This is a genomic window from Longimicrobiaceae bacterium (assembly GCA_036375715.1).
In the GTDB taxonomy this organism is placed as follows: Bacteria; Gemmatimonadota; Gemmatimonadetes; order Longimicrobiales; family Longimicrobiaceae; genus DASVBS01.
Map to the genome: position 1 here is coordinate 51,001 of DASVBS010000079.1, position 20,123 is coordinate 71,123.

General features: G+C 66.5%; 10 protein-coding genes. 1 reads left to right on the forward strand and 9 read right to left on the reverse strand.

The features are described from left to right. Positions 1-16 precede the first annotated feature (16 nt). Entirely contained in the window at positions 17-898 is an 882-nt protein-coding gene (locus tag VF167_16735; GenBank protein ID HEX6927072.1) for a DUF4097 family beta strand repeat-containing protein, read from the forward strand. A gap of 62 nt (positions 899-960) precedes the next feature. Here VF167_16735 and VF167_16740 read toward each other — a convergent pair whose 3' ends face one another. The 9 genes from VF167_16740 to VF167_16780 all read right to left on the reverse strand — a co-directional run bounded on the left by VF167_16740 (position 961) and on the right by VF167_16780 (position 19,874). Then, the gene (locus tag VF167_16740; protein HEX6927073.1) at positions 961-5,829 is read right to left on the reverse strand and encodes a sulfatase-like hydrolase/transferase; all 4,869 of its coding nucleotides are present in this window, start codon (positions 5,827-5,829) and stop codon (positions 961-963) included. 139 nt (positions 5,830-5,968) lie between these two features. Continuing rightward, positions 5,969-7,429: a sulfatase gene (locus VF167_16745; protein ID HEX6927074.1), complete on the reverse strand. Its 1,461-nt coding sequence runs from the start codon at positions 7,427-7,429 to the stop codon at positions 5,969-5,971. Positions 7,430-7,503: 74 nt separating this feature from the next. Continuing rightward, positions 7,504-9,057, reverse strand: a complete 1,554-nt coding sequence (locus VF167_16750; protein ID HEX6927075.1) for a RagB/SusD family nutrient uptake outer membrane protein — start codon at positions 9,055-9,057, stop codon at positions 7,504-7,506. Positions 9,058-9,136: 79 nt separating this feature from the next. Continuing rightward, entirely contained in the window at positions 9,137-12,169 is a 3,033-nt protein-coding gene (locus VF167_16755) for a TonB-dependent receptor (GenBank protein ID HEX6927076.1), read from the reverse strand. 30 nt (positions 12,170-12,199) lie between these two features. Next, entirely contained in the window at positions 12,200-13,942 is a 1,743-nt protein-coding gene (locus VF167_16760; GenBank protein ID HEX6927077.1) for an arylsulfatase, read from the reverse strand. 100 nt (positions 13,943-14,042) lie between these two features. Then, entirely contained in the window at positions 14,043-16,064 is a 2,022-nt protein-coding gene (locus tag VF167_16765; protein ID HEX6927078.1) for a glycoside hydrolase family 2 TIM barrel-domain containing protein, read from the reverse strand. 65 nt (positions 16,065-16,129) lie between these two features. Continuing rightward, positions 16,130-17,593: a sulfatase-like hydrolase/transferase gene (locus VF167_16770; GenBank protein ID HEX6927079.1), complete on the reverse strand. Its 1,464-nt coding sequence runs from the start codon at positions 17,591-17,593 to the stop codon at positions 16,130-16,132. Between the two features lie 83 nt (positions 17,594-17,676). Beyond that, positions 17,677-18,756: a glycoside hydrolase family 43 protein gene (locus VF167_16775; GenBank protein ID HEX6927080.1), complete on the reverse strand. Its 1,080-nt coding sequence runs from the start codon at positions 18,754-18,756 to the stop codon at positions 17,677-17,679. 86 nt (positions 18,757-18,842) lie between these two features. After that, the gene (locus VF167_16780; GenBank protein ID HEX6927081.1) at positions 18,843-19,874 is read right to left on the reverse strand and encodes a LacI family DNA-binding transcriptional regulator; all 1,032 of its coding nucleotides are present in this window, start codon (positions 19,872-19,874) and stop codon (positions 18,843-18,845) included. Positions 19,875-20,123 lie beyond the last annotated feature (249 nt).

The following is a 20,123-nucleotide window of genomic DNA, read 5'->3' on the forward strand; positions in this document are numbered from 1 at the left end:
CGGCGTCAGAGTTGAGATGATGATGTCGACCTCTGACCCGGAGACCGCCATGTTCAATCGCAGGCGATTCCTGCCCGCAGCTTCACACCTCCCGTTCATCGCCCCTTTCATCGCCCTTTGCGCGCTGCCGCTCGTGCCACTGATGGCGACGGCGCAGCAGGAGACGGAAGACTGGATTGCCCGTTGCGAGCGGCAGCAGAGAGATGCTGAGCGGAGTGTCCACTGCGAGGTGCGCGAGGCAACCATCCCCGTCCCGGCGAGGCTCGATGTGGAAGCCTCTCCCAACGGCGGGGTGTCGGTTCGCGCGGCTGAGCGAAACGATGTACACGTCACCGCGCGAGTGCAGACCTGGGCAACGACGGAAGCGGCGGCGCGGGAGCTGGCGCAGAGAATCCGGATCGAGACGAGCGAAGGGCGGATTCGCGCCGAAGGTCCCCGGAACACAGAGGAGCAGCGACAGGGGTGGTCAGTGAGCTTCGTTGTTTCCGCGCCTGGTCGCATCGACCTGGCGGCGCGCACCGTCAACGGGGGCGTGGACGTCTCGGGGATCACGGGAGACGTGAATCTTCAGACCGTCAACGGGGGGATCCACCTCGAAGGAGTGGACGGCGAGGTGGAGGCGCACACGACGAACGGGGGTATCGAAGCGCGCCTCGCGAATGGCTGGCGGGGCGAGAGCGTGAGCCTGCACACCACTAACGGGGTGATCAGCCTGGCCGTTCCGGAGGGGTTCGCCGCTGCCCTCAGCGCCAGCACTGTCCATGGTGCGATCGAGACCGACTTCCCGGTGACCGTGCAGGGGCGCATCGGGCGCAGCCTGACGGCTCAGATCGGGGGTGGTGGACCGCCCGTTCGGCTCGCCACCACCAACGGCGCCATCTCCATCCGGCGCCGGTAGGAACCACACGAGGGCGGCCTCCCGCCGTCCTCGCGACCCGGTCTATCCGGCGCCGCCACCGACTACCGGGGAGGGACCTTCAGCAGAGAAACGGAGTGCGGCGGGAGGGTGAGCGTGAGCGAACCGCCGCCAGTCTCGACCTTCGTCTCGCGCATTCCGATCGCCTGCGGCGAGCCGAACAGGATCCAGCGGCCGGTGTCCGCTGGCTCGAAATCCTCCAGGCGGATCTCGATGTCGATCGCGTCCTCCATGTCGCGGTTGATGAGGCTGACGCTGAGCGAGCCGTCCTCGGGGTCTTCGAGGGCAACGGCGTCCACGAGCGGGAGGTTGAAGATGGGGATGACGTCGCGCCCCACCCGCCGGGGTTGCTGCACCACCGGGGTCTCCAGTGTCGCCTCGAGCGGGATCGTCCCGGCCTCGGCGGCATAGGTGCGGAAGAGGTCATAGCGCGGGTGCATGCGACCGAAGGGGAGCGCTCGCGGGTTGAAGGGGGAGTACTCGGTGGCGTTCGCGCCCGTGAGGTACTCCCCCTGCCGCATGAAGGTGTGCAGATAGCCGGCGTAGATGAGCAGGCTCGCCAGCCGGTCGACCTCTTCGGATTCGCTGCGGATGGAGCCGTTGTACTCCCCGACGATCACCTGGACGTCCTCCAGGCCGCGGCGGACCAGGTCGTTGCGAAAGTCGGCGAGCCATCGCTCGTAGCTGAGCGGGATGGCCGAGAGGAGAAAGGCCCGTTCCGCGGGGGAGAGGCCAGGCTCCTCGGGAACCCCCACGTAAGTGTGTACGTCGATGATGTCCAGCTCGTCGCCGTAGAGCTCGAGCAGGGGGCGATTCCAGGGATCGGGTGGGCTCTCGCTGTGGCCGCCGTGCCCGTTGGCGACGATGTGAATGGAGGGATCGACCGCCCGCATGGCGCGCGCGAACTCGGCGTATCGGTGGGCGTGCTTCTCCGGACTGGTGTAACCGATCTGCCAGTGTCCCCACAGCTCGTTGCCGATGTTCCAGAAGCGCACGCCGTACGGTTCCGGGTGTCCGTTGCGCGCCCGCAGGCGCCCCATTTCGGTGGTCGTGTCTCCGTTCACGTACTCCACCCAACGGGCGGCCACTTCTGCCGTGCCGTCACCCGCATTGACCGTGATCAGCGGCTGGATGCCCAGGAGCTCCGCGAGGCGCAGATACTCGTCGGTGCCCACGAAGTTGGAGTTCAGTCCGGGCCACGACGGGTTGGGCATGGAGGGTCGCTCCTCCCACGGACCGATCCCCTCCATCCAGTGATAGCCCGAGGCGAGGTTTCCTCCGGGCCAGCGGATCCAGCCTGTGTTCAGCTCGCGGAGCTGACGTACCGCCTGCGGGTCGAAGCCGTTGCCCACCGAGTCGGCAGGGAAAACGGTGACGAGATCCACGTCGAGTCGGCCGGGACCGTCGAAGAGGATCGCAAGCATGAAGGTGGTGAGGGGACCGGACAGTCTCGGAGCGGTAAGATCGGCCGTGAACTCGCCCCATTCCGCGCTGATGTCGTCAATAGCGGCAGAGGAAACCTCGGCGCCCTCGTGGAGCAGGGCGACCCTCGCGCCCCGCACCTCTCCCTGGCCGCGCAGGAAAGCGCGCAGGTGGTAGCGGCTTTCGCGCCAGGCGGGCAGCGAAATGACCTGTGCGAGGCCGGCTACGCCTTCGGCTTCGGTCTCGATGCGCTGGCACTGCGTGTCGTTGAATGCGCCGGGGCATGTGGTGGTGAAGCGCACCGGTCCCTCGCCGATGCCAATCCACGGCGCCGCCACCTCCTCGACGCCGGCGGTAGCACGCGGCAGCCATTCCCCGCCCAGCGCGGCATCGGCCGCTTGCGGCTCCAGCTCGCGATAGCCGATGTGGGCAGCGACAGTCTCCTCCGCCGTGGGGTGGCCGAACTCGAAGCTGGGGTTCCGCACGGCCTGGGAGAACAGCCAGCCATAGATGGGGCGGTCGTAGACGACCGGCTCGGAGAAGGTTCCATACAGCAGCGGTGTGAGGCGCCAGTCTGCCTGGCGCCCTGCGCGAACGGTCAGGCGCGCCTGGTCGGATTCGGAAGGGACGAACTCTACGGGACCGTGCCGGCCGTCAGCGACGAATCCTGCGCGGTGCTCGTAATCGCCGGCCTCGGTGGGCCGATGGCCACGCTCCAGCGCGGTGGCGATGTCGGCTGCATCGGCCACGAGCCGGCGGGCCTCTTCCAGGCGTCCGGCGTCCAGGCGCCGTGGCAGCTCCGCCAGCCGCAGCGCCTCGCGCGCTCGCTCGATGTGGCCGGCCATCCAGGCCGGATGCGACGCGGCGGCGAGGGCGTCGAGCCGTTCCGCTATATGCCTCGCGGGAGCGACCACCTCTTTCTCGACCCGCCTGGCCACCAGGGCCACCCGGCGGTCGCCGAGAACGCGGGTGCCGGTGCGGACCCGCAGGAGGTACGATCCGTTCGGGAGATCAGAGGTTTCCAATCGGGCGACCCAAGCGTCGCCGATCGGTTCCCCAGCGATCCGCGCCACCACCCTATCCTCCCCGTTGACCAGCTCGAAAACCGCCTCACCTGAGGAGACGCCCTCGATCCGCGGCACCGCTGCCTCGAGCACTTCAGGCTGCCGCACCACGCCAGCCGCCAGATACGGCGCAACGTTCACCAGACCCCCATCCGCCGGTCGCCGCTCGCGAATGAAGCGCAAGCGGCCGGGGCTCTCCAGGCCGCCCCACTCCACCATCCGTCCACCGGGGCGATCGATCCGGACGCGGAACGGGATGCCGTAGTTGGTGGCGGGAGCGGTTCGCCGCAGCATGCTCCAGGGAAGCAGCAGCTCGAAGGCGAGCCCACCGGCCGGCGCGGGCCGCCAGCGGGTCTCCAGCGAGTCGGCCATGATCCCCAGCAGGGAGACCTCGTGGCAGAGCGCGTGGCCATTCTCGCCCATGCGAGCGTTCGACCCCAGCCGATGGTTGAAGAGGTAGGCGTGGAGGCGATAGGTCATGCCGGAGACGGGTTCGACGAGGGGAACGCAGCGGATCTCGTAGTCTCCCTCCCCACCCTCCAGCTCGAGATGCAGGACGAAAGGCGCATCCGGGGTGATCCCCGTCGACATGCGGTCGCTGGCGTCGGCGTGCGGCAGAGCAAAGGAGAGATGAACGCCGCGATCGGTCCAGCCGGCCTGCATCCACGCCTCGGCTCTCGCCGTGCTGCTGTCCCAATCCACCCTGAGTAGAGGCGTCCACGATGCCGAAGGCGCGAAGTTCACCTCGCCGTCGACCGTCGCTTCGGTGGGCTCCTGGTATGCCGGGAGGATCGGGCCGACGTCGCGGGTAGCCACCAGCGACCACGGGCGGGCACCGACCCGGTCCGCCCAGCCCTCCCACGCCTGTGCCATCTCGCGCACCCGATCCGGGTAGCGAGCGGACAGGTCGTTCAGCTCTGTGCCGTCCGCCTCCATGTCGTAGAGCTCCCAGGGACCAGGGAAGCGAGAGACCAGCTTCCATCGTCCCTGGCGGACCGCACGGTTGCCCTCATGCTCCCAGAAGATCGTCCGCTCGGGCAGGCTCTCGCCCCTGAACGCCGACAGGAGGCTGGTGCCCTCCAGAGGCACGGTGGCCTGCCCGGCGAAGCTATCGGGGAACTCGACGCCGGCCACATCGAGGATGGTGGGCAGGAGATCGATCACATGGGCCGGATCACGGCGCAGCGCGCCGTTTGCGGTGATCGACGCGGGCCAGTGCACGATCAAGGGGGCGGCAATTCCACCCTCGTGCACCCATTTCTTGGTGAGCCGGAAGGGAGCGCTGCTCACGTGCGCCCCGCGGATGCCGTAGCCCTCGTACGACTCCGGCCCGCCAAGCGCCCCTCCCGCGAGGCTGCGGTTCGGGTCCTCCGCGGCGCCCCCGTTGTCGGAAAGGAAGAGCACCAGCGTGTTCTCGAGTATTCCGCGCTCGGCGAGCGCCTGCATTACCCGCCCGATCCCCATGTCCATCCGCTCCACCTGAGCGGCGTAGATGGCCATCTCGTGGTCCCAGCGCTCGCGCGCCTCCGCTGGCGCCTCTTCCCACGCCGGCACCTGTTCCGGACGCGGGGCGAGCGGCCACGAGTCGTCAATGATGCCCATCTGCGTGAGCCGCTGGTACCGCTCCTCGCGGATCCGATCCCACCCCTGCGCGAGATACTTCCCGCGGTACCTGGCAACATCCTCCTCGGGTGCGTGGAGCGGCCAGTGGGGTGCGTTGTAGGCCAGGTAGAGGAAGAAGGGCTTCGTGGCGTCGTGTTCGCGGATGTAGCGGACGGCTTGATCGGAGAAGGCGTCGGTGGTGAAGAACCCCTCCCGCGGCGGCTCGTAGAGCTGGTCATCCAGCGCCATCTGAACGGTCCCGACCTTTCCGCCGTTCTGAACCCCCCAGCCGTAGTAATTCGCCGCGCCCCCGACGATGGCGAAGGAACGATCGAAGCCGCGGTTCACCGGCCACTCCGAGCGCTGATAGCCGACGTGCCACTTCCCGGTCATGTAGGTCGAGTAGCCCGCCGAGCGCAGGATCTCCGCGATGGTCGGAGTACGGTCGGACAGACGATTCGTATAGGCGGGACTGTTGAAGGTCTCCCGGATGTAGCGAGCGTAGCCGTCGGGCATGTGGCCCATGCCGGCCTGGTGCGGATAAAGCCCGGTGAGCAGCGCCGCTCGGGTCGGTGAGCAGCGCGCCGTGTTGTAGAAGTGGGTGAAGCGCAGCCCTTCGGAGGCGAGCCGATTCAGGTTTGGCGTCGCGATCTCGCCTCCGTAAGCGCCGATGTCGGAAAAGCCGAGGTCGTCAGCCAGGATCACAACGATGTTGGGAGGCTGTGCGACCGCCTGAGCCTCGAGGGGAGATCGGCTCGCTACGAGAGTCGCAGCGCAAGCGACTCCCGTGAAGACGGCGCGCAAACGAGGATCGATTCGCGGCATAGAGGCTCCCGGGCTGGGCGATGCTTTCTCGGCTCTGGTACCGCTTTCCTTCGGCTTCTGGTGCAGTGTCGCCAGCCTAGTCGCTGGACCCCCGCAGGAGCCCTCAATCTCTTCGATCCGGCGTCACGTTCTTCAGAAGCTAAAAGACGTACGGCGACACACCCACTCGGCGGTTGGGATCGTTCAGGTCTTCAGGTCCGGTCTCCCTGTCCCCCTGCTCTTGACGCCACTCCGCCATGAGCCGGCGCATCTCCTCGAGCGTGTCGGCGTATTGCGGGTCCGCCGCCCGGTTCACCTGTTCATCCGGGTCCACCGCGAGGTCGTACAGCTCCTCGGCGGGGTGATTGTGGTAGCGCCAGAGAACCGCGGCGGCGTGCTCGTCCCGGAACGACTTCTCCCGCCACGAAGACCAGTAGCCCTCCTCACCCACTCGATCCATGTGGGTCGTGTAGAGGCTATCCGGGTTGAGGTTGAGGATGTACTTGAAGCGGTCGGTGCGAAGCATCCGCGCCGGCGATCGGTTCATCTTTCCATCTCCGGTATGAGACGCGAACACCCTGTCCCGGTGTCGAGTGACCTGGCCGAGCAGCACGGGTAGGAAGCTCCGCCCATCGATATCCTCCGGGGGCGCGCCGCCGGCCGCCTCCACGAAGGTCGGCAACAGGTCTACCAGCGAGACCAGCGCATCGGTCGTGGTGCCGCCCTGCACCTTGCCCGGCCAGCGGACCAGCAGCGGCGTCTGGATGCCCGCGTCGTACAGGCTCCATTTGCCGAAAGGCCACTGCGGCCCCTGGTCAGCCGTGAAGACCATCAACGTGTTCTGGGCCAGCCCGTGCTGGTCGAGCATGTCCAGCAGCCGTCCCACGTTGCGGTCCATCTTCGTGATGTCGGTATAGTAGCGCGCCCGCGAGGCCCGGTACTCCGGTGTGTCGATGTGGCGCGCCGGCACGTCCACCTCTGCCGGGTCGTACTCGGCCTTCTCGGGCCAGTGTACGTGTGGGCTGTGGTCGGCAACGATGAGGAGGAAGGGCTTCCCCGCGGGACGCTGGCTCAGCCAGGTGTCCACCGGGTCGAGCACGAGGTCGGTCCAGAGCACGCCGTCATTCTCGTGCCCCGGCTCCTTCTGGTTGGTCCCCTCGATCAGCTCGAACGGTAGCGCCTCGCGCGGGCCCACGTGCAGCTTTCCCGCGAGGGCCACGTCGTAGCCGAGCGGGGTGAGGTACTGCACCAGCGAGCGAGTCCCATCGCGGACGCCCGTGTGGTTGGCGTGCGCCCCGCTGCGGAACGGATACAGCCCTGTGTAGATCGAGCTTCGGGAAGGCGAGCAGGTCGGCGACGCCGCGAAAGCGCTGGTGAAACGCAGCGCTTCGCTGGCCAGCTCCTGGAGATTTGGTGTTCGCACTACCTGATTGCCGTACGGCTGGATGTCGCCGATCCCGAGGTCGTCCGCGATGAAGAGGACGATGTTGGGCGGCGTTTCGGGAGCGCCCTGAGCATGCGCAGTTGGTGCCGCCAGACCCGTGGCCAGCAGGCCGAGAGCCGTCAGCCACAGGCGGAGAAGGGGCGACCGTCGATCGGGCGAGCGGTTCGTCACGTTCATTTCTTCACGGTGTGTCAGTGAGCGGGTACGGCGCGCCGGTCGCAGGTTGCCGACCGGGCGCCGCCGCCCTGGGCTCAGTAGCCGGGATTCTGCTGGATGCTCGGGTTGTAGTTGACCTCGACCAGCGGGATCGGCAACAGCTCCGACTTCGGGTGGGGCGCGCCGAAGGTGTTGTAGTCGAAGCCATTGAAGTCGCGATCACGCGCGACGAGCACCTGCTTTTCCGCCTCGTCCCGAGGGAGAAGGTCGTGTCGGACGAGGTAAGGCCAGCGCGCCATCTCCCACCCCAGCTCCAACAACTGCTCCTTCTCCACGATCGCGCGCATCTCCTCCTGCGTGCCCAGCGGCACAGGATCGAGTCCCACGCGCTCCCGCACCTGGTCGATCGCGGTCTTCGCCGCCGCGAGATCCCCCATCTCCGCTGCCGCTTCAGCGTACATCAGCAGGACGCCGGCGAAGCGGATCACCGTGAAATTCACGGGCGAGTCGAAATCGTGAGTGTCCAGCCAGTGCTGCGACCACTTCTTCCAGTAAATGGTGGTCGGTCCCGGGTTCGGATAGCGGTCGAGGAACTCTCGACCGAACACGATCATTCCTCCGGGCTTGTTCCAGAAGATGGTGTAGTCGAGGCGCGGGTCGGGCGCTCCGGCGTTGGTCCCTGCATCCTGCGGCGCGGCCAGGCAGGCCTCGGGATCGGGGAAGAACTGGCAGAAATACCAGGGGGTCGGCTGGGTCTCGATGAAGCTCGGACCCTGCGGGCCGCGTAGACGCGGCACGTCGAAGCCACGGGCGCCGCTGGTACCCGCGGTGGCAGCGTCGACGAACTGGACCTCGAAAACCGACTCCACGTGGTTCTCATCCTGGTCGTCGAAGAGCGCGCCGTACTCGGGCAGCAGCGAGTACTCACCCGAATCGATGACCTCCTTCAGTATCGCTGCGGCTTCCTCCCACTCCTGCTGCTGGAGGTGCACCATGCCCTGGAGCGCCGTGGCTGCCCCGCGGGTCGCCCTGCCCAGGTTCGCTCCGCCCTGACGGTACTCGGTGACGGGTGGGAGAACCGTGCGAGCTTCCTGGAGGTCCGCTTCGATCTGCGCCCACACCTCCTCGGGAGGCGCCTGTTCGGGACGGGCGCTCGCCTCCAGCGGCTCCAGCACCAGAGGGACGTTCCGATAGAGGATCAGCAGGTTGTAGTACATGAGCGCCCGGATGAACTTCGCTTCCGCAATCGTCCGGTCGCGGACGGCGGCGTCCATGTCGATTCCGGGCGCACGCGCGATGACCTGGTTGGCCCGGAAGATCGTGTGATAGTGGTCGTCCCACGCACCGGAGCTGAAGCCGTTGCCGTTGTAGTTCAGCAGCTGGAAGTGGAGCACTCCGTTGAGACCACCGTTGGCTCCCAGCCCATGGGCGAGGTCGGAGCGGCCGTCGTACAGGAGGTTTAGGTGACGGCCGTAGGTGCCGTCCAGCGTGAGTCCCGCGTACGTCGCAATGATGCCCTCCTCGAGGTCGCTGGCGGTGCGCCAGAATGTATCGGTCGACCGCTCGTTCGGGTTCGGCTGCGTCAGGTCGACGCACCCGGCGAGCAGGGCGGAGGTCAAAAGAGCGTAGCCGAATCGGATCAGCTTCATGGTTGCGTCCCTGAAGATGGCTTGGATCGTCCACGGGCGTGGCGAGCACGAAGCTCCTCTCCGCCCGTGGAGTCGTTGATCAGAGGCTCAGGTTCATCCCGACCGAGATGGTCCGCACGTTCGGGAAAATGTTGGCGTTGTCGACACCGCGGGACAGGACGCCCGATCCCAGAGCCTCCGGGTCCCAGCCGATGTAGTCGGTGACGGTGTGCAGGTTCTGAGCGTTGACGTAGAGACGCACCGAGCTGCCGACGCCGATCGCGCTGCTCGTCGACGCGGGAAGGGTGTATCCCAGTTCGACGTTCTGGATGCGCAGGAAGGAGCCGTCCTCGAGGAAGCGGTCCGAGTCGGCCTTCATGTTGACGTTGCCGCCCGAACCGTAGATCGCCCTGGGGGTCGATGTGTTCGGATTCTCCGGCGTCCAGGGCTTCAGCCCCTTGCGGTAGTGCGACGCCTCGAAGGTCTGCTCGGTGAGATACTTCGGACCGCTCCAGACCAGCTGTCCGTAGGATCCGCGCAGGCCGACGCTGAGGTCGACGTTGCGGAATCCCATGTCGAAGTACAGGCCTCCCTCGAAGTCAGGGAATGAGCTGCCCGCCACGTATTTGTCGTCGTCGTTGATCAGACCGTCCTGATTCAGATCCACATAGCGCACGTCGCCGGGCTTCGCGCTCGGCTGCAGCACCACCACGGTGCCGTCTTCGAGCGTGGTGGTGTGGGCCTGAACTTCCTCTTCACTCTGGAAGAGCCCGTCCGTCTTGACGACGTAGAACGCGCCTACAGGGCCGCCCACCGAGGTCCGCGTGACCCCGAGGTCCCCCATGATCGGCTCGCCGTTGTTGCCGAGGGAGAGCACCTCGTTGTCGATGGTCGAGACGTTGGCGGAGGTGCGCAGCGAGAAATCCCCCCGCTCGTAGCGATGGGCGAGCTCGACCTCCAGGCCGCGGTTGCGGATGCTCCCGATGTTCAGGAAAGGTCCGTTGCGGGCACCCAGCGAGGAGGGGAGTGGCGGACGTACCAGGAGCCCCGACGACTCGTTGATGAAGAAGTCGGTGGTGAGTGAGAAGGCACCGAACTCCGCGTCCAACCCGAAGTTCGTGGCGGTGTTCTCCTGCCACCGAATGGCGGGGTTGGCGATGTCGAGCTGGATGGCGCCGGGGATGATCGTGCCGGAACTCCCCAGCGGGTAACTGTGGTTGGAGGCAATGAGCCCGGCATACTGGTAGTTCGGGATTCCCTGGTCTCCCAGCGTACCGTAGCTGGCCCGGAGCTTCAGGAAATCGGCGTACCTTCCCAGCAGCGGCAGCGACGCGAAGAAGGGCTCGTCGCTGACCACCCAGCCGAGGGAGGCGGAAGCGAAGTTCGCGTAACGTCGGTCGGGCCCGAAGCGGGAGGAGCCGTCGCGCCGGAAGCTGGCACTGAGCAGGTACTTGCCGGCGTAGGAGTAGTTGGCGCGCACCAGGTAGGAGCGGAGAGCATACTCCTGGATCGCGCCGGAGTTGGTGGGCTCGATGGTGCCGGCGTTGATCACCCGCAAATCGAGATCGGGGTAGCCCCGCCGCGAGGCGCCGAGCGTCTCGCGGTCCTCGCTCTGCTCCGTGAAGCCGACCACGGCGTTCACGCTGTGGTCCCCGAAGGTCGTCTCGGCGGTGAGCAGGTTCTCATACAGCACCGACGTTCGCGCGTCGCGGCTGTTGAAGTACGAAGCTGGCTGCTCGACGTCGCGGTAGCGGAGCTCGGCGTTCTCCGAGAAGGCCTCGTCGGTGATCGTCTCGTAATTGAATCCCAGGTTGAAGCGGTAGCGCAGAAAGCTGGTGAGCGCCGCTTCCGCGAAGACCGTCCCGAAGGCCTGGTCGAGCTGCCGGGTCACGTCGTTGGTGAGCTGCAGGCCGACCGGGTTGGTGGCGAACGTCTGCACCTCGTCGGTGCCGTATCCCCACCCGCTGGGGTTGTTGGGATCCTTCACGCGGAGCACCGGCGCCATCCTGAGCGCCTCGCGCAGCGGGTTGCCGGTCATGTCGGCAAGGACCGATCGCGAGAGCGCGATGTTCTCGCCCACGGTCAGGATTCCTCGCCGGAGCTCCGTGTTGACCCTCAGGTTGCGCCGATCGAAGCCGGTTCCGATCACGGCCCCTTCCTGGTCCAGATAGCCGGCGCTCACAAGGTAGTTGGCGCTCTGCGACGCACCCGAGAGGGTGACGTCGTGGCTCTGGATCATTCCGGTCTGGATCACCTCCTTCTGCCAGTCGAGGTCCGGGTAGCCGGTGAAATCGGTGGCGGAGCCGTCCGGCATGAAGCCGTTCTGGTAGGCCTGGTTGATGATCTGCGCCCACTCGTCACGTCCCGCGAGCGGGATCAGGCGCGGAACGCTCTGCGTGCCGACGTACGACTCCGCGGCGATCCGCATCTCGCCGCTTTGCCCTCGTTTGGTGGTGATGACGATCACCCCGTTCGCGCCGCGGGCGCCGTACTGGGAGGCAGCCGAGGCGTCCTTCAGCACCTCGATGGAGGCGATATCCGAAGGGTTCAGGTTCGGATTCGCCTCCATGTACATGCCGTCGACCACGTAGAGCGGCTGTGTGTTGCCGCCCACGAAGTTCACCCCGCGAATCTGCACCCGTCCCGTCGAGCCGGGCATACCGGACGACTGGATGTTGACGCCGGCGATCTTCCCCTTCAGCGCCTCCTCGAGAGTGGCGGTCTGTGCGTTCGCGATTGCGGTCGAATCCACGCTCACCACCGACCCGGAGACGTCACGCTGTCGCTGGGTCGTATAGCCGACCACCACCAGCTCTTCCAGCTCGAGCGCCGAGGGCTGGAGCGCGACGTCGATGATCGAGCGACCGTTGATGTCGATCTCCTGGGTGGCGAAGCCGATCGAGGAGACGATGAGTTGCTGTGCACCTGCGGGAGCGGTGATCTGGTACGCGCCCTGGGCATCGGTAACGGTACCCTGGTCGAAGGCATCCACGCGCACCGTGGCGCCGGCGATGGGTTCCTGCGTTTCCGCGTTTGTCACGCGTCCGCGGATGGTTTCTTGGGCAGTCGCCGATGTCGCAAGGGCGAACAGGGCAATGCCCAGCATCGAGCTGACTCTAGCGGCTTTGCTCATAGGACTCGGAGGAGTGTTCTGGTTCGGGGCCTACGGCCTCGGCAGCACCTGACTGCTGCGTGCCCAGGCAGTCCACTTCGCTTCCAGCTCTCGCACCCGCTCGGGATGTTGCTCGGCGAGGTCGTGCAGCTCGGTCCGGTCGGTGGCGAGGTTGTAGAGCTCCCAGGGTTGGTCGGCGCCCGTGCTGACGAGCTTCCAGTCACCACTGCGGACCGCTCGCGCACCCATGTGCTCCCAGAAGTAGGCATCGTGCCCCTCCCGCTCCTCCCCGCGGAGGATCGGTAGGAGGCTCTTGCCGGCCAGGGGAGTGATCCGACGCCCCTGATAGGTGGCGGGGTAGTCCACTCCCGCCGCATCGAGCACCGTCGCCATGAGGTCGATGACGTGACCCGGCTGGTCCGTGATGCTGCTCGGCGGAACCTGCATCTCCACCGGCCAGCGGATGATGAGCGGCGTGGCGATTCCGCCCTCGTGGGCGCGCGCCTTCCAGAAACGGAACGGAGTGTTGGCAACGTTGGCCCAGCGAGGGCCGATGCCCGCGTGCACCGTCTGCGGACCCGGCAGGACTTGCTTGTCGACGGGGAAGACGACGGGGCGACCATCACGGGTACTGCCCGGTCGGTCGAATCCCGGACCGAACTCGGAGGGTCGCTCGGGGCTCGCGCCGTTGTCGGAGAGGAAGAAGATGAGCGTGTTTTCCAACTCGCCGGTCCGTTCCAACGCGCCGATCAGCCGGCCGATCCCCTGATCCATGCGGTCGACCATGGCAGCGTGCACAGCCATCGCGCGCGCGTCGAACTCCCGGTGCGGGTTCTCTGCCCAGGTGAGCTCGGGGTCGATGCGGGGCGAAAGCGGCGCGGTCTCCGATGAGAGCAGACCCATCTCTACCTGGCGACGGTAACGCGCTTCCCGGATCGCCTCCCAGCCGATGTTATAAGTGTTCTCGTACCTGGCGATGTCTCCGGGGAGGGCGTGTAGCGGCCAATGCGGAGCCGTGTACGCCACGTAGAGGAAAAAGGGTGCGTCGTCCCGAGCGTAGCGCTCGACGTAGGCGACCGCGGAGTCGCTGATAGCGTCGGTGTGGTAATAGCCCTCAGGAACCGAGTCGACCGGCTCGAGCCCGTTGACCAGGCTGAAGGGGTCGAAGTAGTCGACCACACCCCAGATGTTGCCGTAGTAATCCTGGAAGCCGCGGTTGACCGGGTACTGCTCCAGTGGCGAGAAGGGGCCGTAGTCCGCCCGGTGCGCCAACCAGGCGAGTTGCTCCTCCTCGTTCTGCCGCCGCAGAGTGTTGGAGACGTGCCATTTTCCCACCATCCCCGTGCGATAGCCGGCGTCGCGCAGCACCTCCGCGATCGTGACGGTGTTTTCGGTGAGATGACCCCGGTAGCCGGGCAGACCGCGGTCGAAGGTCCCGGCACCGATTCCCGCCTGATGGGGATAGAGGCCGGTGAGCAGCGAGGCGCGTGTGGGATAGCAGCGAGCTGTGTTGTAGAACTGGGTGAAGCGCAGGCCTTCGGCCGCCAGGCGATCCAGGTTAGGGGTGCGGATCTCTCCGCCGTAGCTGCCGATGTCGGAGAACCCAAGATCGTCCGCCAGGATGATCACCACGTTCGGCCTCTGACCGGCGGCTTCCCGCGATCGATCAGCCGTGCCTGGCGGCTTTGCCGCGCCGGCGCAGGCCGACAGCAGAATCGCTGCGGCACAGCCGGCGAGCGCCGTGGCAAACCGGAGTCGGCGGGGGAAAGATTTTTCCCAAAGGATGCGGGCCATCGCTCATCGACCAGGGTTGGAGGAGTCTTTTGCTGGGAAGCGGCCGTGGCCGGGCCTCCGCACCACGGTTGGAGGTGCGGCGGGAGGCCCGACTACAGGATCATCTGCCGGTTACGGGTTCGTATAGAGGAGCATGCAGCTCCTTCAGCACCGCCGGATCGAGTTTGACCACCTCACGGTCGTACGTGAGCAGACCGTTCACCTCCCCTTCCACGTCGGTGGTCTGCGTGTAGACGGCCGCCCGGATGGCGTGGGTTCTCCGTCCCTCCTTGATCTGGTCGAACCTTGCGCGGTACTGGCGGAGGAGCTCGTCTGCGTCTTGGTAGGTCTGGTATCCCCAGTTTCGATCGCTCTGCCAGAGGTGTCCCTCGACGGGATAGCCGAGGCCGCCGAACTCATCCATCACCGCCACCCGCTTCTTGTCGAGGTCAGGCAGGAGGTTACGTCGGCCATCGCGCGTCCGATCCCAGATGTCGATGTCGTAGCTGTGCTGGGCGACGAAGTGGCCCGCGGGGACGTCTTTCCACCCGCTCGCGGCGTTCACCAGCCGTGACGGATCGCGCTCCGCGACGGCCGCGGCAATGCGTCGGGTGTCGTACTGCCCCCATCCTTCGTTGAACACCACCCAGGTGACGATCGAAGGGAAGTGGTGCAGGCCGTCCATCATCCGCTGCAGCTCCCACTCGAACTGGGCGGCTGACTCGGCGCGCCGCAGCATCTCCCCCTCGTCCTCCTCCATGACGTGCTGCTCGCTGCTGCGCTCCTTGAAGCGCTCGTTGCCCATCATCATCCCGCTGGGCATGTCCTGCCAGACGAGGATGCCCAGGCGGTCGGTCCAGTAGTAGTAGCGAGCCGGCTCGACCTTGATGTGCTTCCGCAACATGTTGAAGCCCGCCTCCTTCAGGAACTCGAGGTCGTAGCGCATCGCCTCGTCGCTGGGCGGGGTCAGCACGCCGTCCGGCCAGTAGCCCTGGTCGAGTGTGCCGTACTGGAAGAGCGGCTGGTTGTTGAGCATCAGCTGCGGATAGCCGTCGGGGCCGGGGGCGACCGAGATCTTCCGCATGCCGAAGTAGCTGTCGACCCGATCGATGGGCGTGGCATCCGCGGGAATGGAGAAGAGCGCCTGCTCGGCGTCCCCCCGCCGAACGATACGGCGCGGCCCGGTCTCCACCTGGGGGAGCTCCACCGGATCAGGAATGCGGAAGAGCTCCACGCGCAGGTCGTAGAGGAAGGGGCTATCCGGCGACCATAGCTTCGCATCCGGAATGGTGAGGGTATGCACTCGGTCGATGCGGTTGACCGACTGCGCCACCTCGCGATCTCCGTCGAGGGCGGTGACGCGCACGGCGAACTCGTCCGAGTTCATCGCCTCGTGTCCCAGCACGGCTACCGCCAGCACGCCGCGGTCGACATCGGGAGTGACCTTCAGCTCACCGATCGACGCCTCGCGCGGCACCGGCTCCAACCAGACGGTCTGCCAGATCCCGGTGGTCGGCGTGTACCAGATCCCCTGGGGCTGTAACCGCTGCTTGCCCCGGGGCTGGTCACCGGTGCTGGTGGGATCCCACACTGAAAGGGTAATCTCCTGCGGCTGTCCCGGGCGGACGTAGTCAGTGATGTCGATGGTGAACGGATCATAGCCGCCGCGGTGGATGCCGGCCGGAGCGTCGTTCACCCACACCGTGGTCTCCCAATCGACCGCGCCGAAATGAAGGAGGACCCTCTGGCCCTCCCAGCCGGCGGGAAGCTCGAAGGAGCGGCGGTACCAGAGGCGCTGATCCGGCAGCACCGGTTTTCCCACGCCGGAGAGCGCGGATTCGACCGTGAACGGCACCAGGATGGAGCCGTCGAACCGTGCGGGTTCGGACGCCGACTTCTCCGTGATCGCGTACTCCCAGAGGCCATTCAGGCTCATCCACTCTTCCCGTACCATCTGAGGGCGCGGGTATTCGGGCCACACGTTGTCGGGGGTCACGGCGCGGCCCCACCGGGTCATGAGCGGCGCTTCCGCGGGAGTCCATTGCGATGCCCCCGCCCCGCCCGTCACCTGAGCCCGGGTCGCAGCCGGTATCGAGCTCGCGAGCAGGACGGCGAGGAGTGTCTGCTTACGAAGTGAGATCATCGATCGGTTCTCGGAGGAGGAGGTTCGGTTCACGGATCAGGACTCACGCTCGGGATCGAACGGCCTCACGGGGCCGCCGAGCGAGGCGGCCCGGCGTTGTGCGCGAGTGATTGCCACCAGGAAAGCGTCTGTGCCGTCAGCCGCTCGACAACCTCCGGGTGGGCGGTTGCAAGGTCGGTTTGCTCGTAGGGGTCGCTCGAGAGGTCGTAGAGCTCCGCGCCGCTACCGTCCTGCTCGACCAGCAGCTTCCATCGCCCCTCCCGGACGGCCAGAGTGGGAGTAACGAATTCCGGGTTGCCGGGCTTGAGGTCGTTGGGGTAGTACCAGTAGATCGGCGAGGTCCGGTCGACCGTTTCGCCGAGCAGGGCTCGGCTCATGTCCTCGCCGTCGAGCTTCACTTCTTGCGGCAGGGAAGCGCCGGCAATCCGTGCGAGCGAGGGGAAGAGATCCATCGCCGCGATCACGGTGGTTTCATCCGCCCGCCCCGCGGGCACCCGGCCAGGCCAGCGGACGATCAGAGGCTCCCGGATACCCCCTTCGTAGAGGCTCCACTTCCTCCCCTTCAGGCCGGCGGTGCTGCCCGGCGGCTCCACTCCCGCGCGGTAGTAGCGCGGCCAGTCGGTCGGGCCGTTGTCGCCCGTGAGCAGGATGAGGGTCTCCTCTGCGAGCCCCAGCGAATCGATCGCGGCGAACAGACGGCCAAGCTGGCGGTCCATCTCGTCCAGCACGGCGAAGAAGGCCTGCTCGTACTCGTTGCGAGCGATGCCCGCGTACTTTTCAGCCAGCGCGGGATCGGGCAGGTGCTCGTCGTGGACGTCGTTCGGCCAGAGGTTGATGTAGAAGGGCTGGTCGCGGTGCCGGCCCATGAAGTCGATGGCGCGATCCACGTAGTGGCGCGTCATCTCGTGTTTTTCCGTCCAGCGGATCTCCCCCCGGCCCAGGTCGGCGCTCTGCTGGTTGAGGCCGTTGGGAGCGTTGTCCGGCCAGAGATAGCGGTCACCCAGCCCCTCGAAGGAGGTGAGGGACTCGTCAAACCCGTATTCGGTGATCAGGGGCGCATCTCCGACGTCACGGCCACCCCCCATGTGCCACTTGCCGAAGTGGCCGGTGGCGTAGCCGGCGCTCTGCAGGGTGCGAGCGAGAGTGGGCGCGGAGAGGTCGAGCCAGTCGGCCATTCCGCGCGCGCGATTGCGCTCGCGGGAGTTCAGGAACGAATGGATCCCCCAACGGGAGGGATAGGTGCCCGTGGTGATGGCCACGCGCGATGGGGAGCAGATGGGGGAGTTGACGTAGAAGCGCGAAAAGAGCGTTCCCTCGCGCGCGAGTCGATCGATGTTCGGCGTGGGGACCTGCGTGTTACCGGTTACGCCGAAATCGCCATAGCCGAGATCGTCTATGAAGATGAGGACGATGTTCGGCGGACGCTCACGGGCGGGAGCCTCTTCGGGAGCGCCTCCGCAAGCGCCCACCAGCAAGAGTAGCAGCACCGTGACCACCGCCCCCCATGGCCCCCACGGTGGCGGTCTCACTCGCCAGCGCCCGCCGCGCGCCGGCCGTCGTCGCTGCCCACCCCGCAACCGCACCTCTCCGCCCGAACTCACGCGCCCCACCCTCACTCCGCCTCCCCCGACGGACGTGGGATCGGCTGCCCGATCGGCACGGGCGTCCCGAAATCGGGTGTGCCATCATCCCGCCATTCGATCCGCTGCATGCGGGGCGAGCGTCGTCCACTGCAGCCCATCCCCGGTTCCGGATTGGCGTGATAGATGATCCAGTCCTCAGTACCGTCCGGAGACACGAAGAACGAGTTGTGGCCGGGAGCGTAAGCGCCCGCCTCGGGCGATCCCTGGAAGACCGGTGTCGGCGACTTGGTCCACGAGGCAGGGTCGAGCAGGTCGCTGTCGGCATCCGCGCTCAGCATCCCCAGGGCGTAGCTGTCCGTCCAGCAGCCGCTCGCGGAATAGACGAGGAAGATGCGGTCGCCGCGCGCCAGGATCTGCGGTCCCTCGTTCACGTCCACGTGGGGCGGGCCGTTTGCCGGATTCTCCCGGTGGATGTCGCCCACCTTCTCCCAGTCGTAGGTCGGGGTGGAGAGGAGCACACGCTCGCCGGCCAGCGTCCAGGGGTTGCTCATGGGAGCGATGTAGATGTTCTGCACCCCGTTCTCCGCGCCTGGCCAGCCGGACCAGAGGAAGTAGCGCTGCCCTTGGTGCTCGAAGACCGTCCCGTCGATGGCCCAGCGGTCGGACGGATCCGAGACCTTCCCCCGCAACGTCCACTCTCCCTCGAAGGGATCGGCGGAGGGGTTCTCGATCACCCACATCCGGTGGTTGCGGTTCGCGCCATCGTCGGCCGCGAAGTAGATGTACCACTTCCCGTCCAGGAAATGGATCTCCGGAGCCCAGATGTTCTTCGAATTGGGCCCGCTCTCCGGCGGCGTCCATACCACCTTCTGCTCCGCCTCCGCGAGCCGGGAGAGATTGGTCGTCCGGCGGAGGGTGAGATTGTTCCCGGTGGTGTGCATGTAGTAGTAGACGCCGTCCTTCTGCAGCACCCAAGGATCCGGACCGGAAGGGAGGAGCGGATTGGTGAAGGTGGCCTCGCCACTGCCGCTCCCCTCGTCGGCTGTGGTGGTGCCGCAGGCCGCGGCGACGAGTACCAGGAGCAGCAGCGGAACGGCTCTCGATCTCATTGGGAATCGGGTCTGGTTGCGGTTGCGGTTCCTCTCAGAGGCCGGGAATCGCTCACCGGGTTCGTGGCGCGCCGGCGAAAGGATGGTCATCCGTTGAGCGCGCGGGTCGAATCGCGCACCACCAGGCTCGCGTCGAGGTGCACCTTCTCGAAGGTGGGGTCGGCGCGGCTGCTGATCTGCTGGATCAGCATTTCGGCGGCGCGCCTCCCCATCTCTTTCTTGGGGACGTGCACGGTGGTCAGCGCCAGCGGGAAGTAGTCGAGGATCGGCAGGTCGTCGAAGCCGATGACCGATACGTCCGCAGGGACGCAGATCCCCAGCTCCCGTAGCGCCCGCATCAGGCCAAGGGCGACGAGGTCGTTGTAGCAGGTGACCGCGGTTGGCCGCTCCTCGGCCGCCACCTGGCTGAAGTACTCGAGGCCGGCTCGGTAGCCATCCTCCAGCGAGTCTCCCGCGTTCACGACCATGCCGTGATCGAAGATCAGGTGGGACTCGCTGAACGCCCTGCGCACGCCCTCCGCTCGCTCCTCTGAGTGCTGGGAGTAGCTGGGCCCTGCGAGGTGGATGATGCGGGAGTGTCCCTGTCGGATCAGGTAACGGACTGCTTCGGCGGAGGCGCGGATGTTGTCGACATCCACCAGGTTCGCGCGGATCCCACGCACGTCCTCGAGGAGGACGAACGGGATCCTGGCGCGCTTCATCTCGAAGATGTGGGAGAGATCCGTATCGTCATTCAGGATCGGCGCGACGATCAGCCCGTCCAGGTGCTGCTCGGCGGCCTGCTCGACCAGCCGTCGTTCCACGTCGAACTGCCCCTCCGAGCTGCTGACGGAGACGAGATAGCCGTGCTCGTGCGCAACCTCCTGCACGCCTGTGAAGATCTCAGCGTAGTAGGGGTTCTGGATCTCCTTGACGATCAGGCTGATGGTGCGGCTTGCCGTGGGTCGGAAGCGGCGGCGAGCTGCGGGGCTGGGGCGATAGTTGAGCTGTTCGATCGCCTTCATGACGCTGCGCCGCGTCGATTCCCGGAGGGTGTCGCGGTTGTTGAGCACTGCGGACACAGTGGACTTGGACACCCCCGCCAGAGCCGCAACGTCCGAGATCGTCGGGTGCTTCATGCTCGTCCGGGAAGGAGACGCCGCCTCGATGCCCGGGCTGGATCTCCCTCGTCGCCGCCCGGGCATCACCTCCTGGTTCCTTGAACCGGTTCGAATATCGGCCATGAACCGCGCGGAAGGCAAGGTTCTTGTCTCGGCCGTCGAGACACGGTTTGGCTTTCACACAAGAATATTGCGGCCTTCCGGGGCTACATTTATCGTGCAGAACACTCCAGGGGCACAACCATCCGTGCCCGGGTGGTGGTTCTC

Excerpts from the sequence above, each read along its gene's own strand:
- VF167_16735 (HEX6927072.1), top strand. The coding sequence starts at position 17 with ATGATGATGTCGACCTCTGACCCGGAGACCGCCATGTTCAATCGCAGG.
- VF167_16740 (HEX6927073.1), bottom strand. The coding sequence starts at position 5,829 with ATGCCGCGAATCGATCCTCGTTTGCGCGCCGTCTTCACGGGAGTCGCT.
- VF167_16745 (HEX6927074.1), bottom strand. The coding sequence starts at position 7,429 with ATGAACGTGACGAACCGCTCGCCCGATCGACGGTCGCCCCTTCTCCGC.
- VF167_16750 (HEX6927075.1), bottom strand. The coding sequence starts at position 9,057 with ATGAAGCTGATCCGATTCGGCTACGCTCTTTTGACCTCCGCCCTGCTC.
- VF167_16755 (HEX6927076.1), bottom strand. The coding sequence starts at position 12,169 with ATGAGCAAAGCCGCTAGAGTCAGCTCGATGCTGGGCATTGCCCTGTTC.
- VF167_16760 (HEX6927077.1), bottom strand. The coding sequence starts at position 13,942 with ATGGCCCGCATCCTTTGGGAAAAATCTTTCCCCCGCCGACTCCGGTTT.
- VF167_16765 (HEX6927078.1), bottom strand. The coding sequence starts at position 16,064 with ATGATCTCACTTCGTAAGCAGACACTCCTCGCCGTCCTGCTCGCGAGC.
- VF167_16775 (HEX6927080.1), bottom strand. The coding sequence starts at position 18,756 with ATGAGATCGAGAGCCGTTCCGCTGCTGCTCCTGGTACTCGTCGCCGCG.
- VF167_16780 (HEX6927081.1), bottom strand. The coding sequence starts at position 19,874 with ATGAAGCACCCGACGATCTCGGACGTTGCGGCTCTGGCGGGGGTGTCC.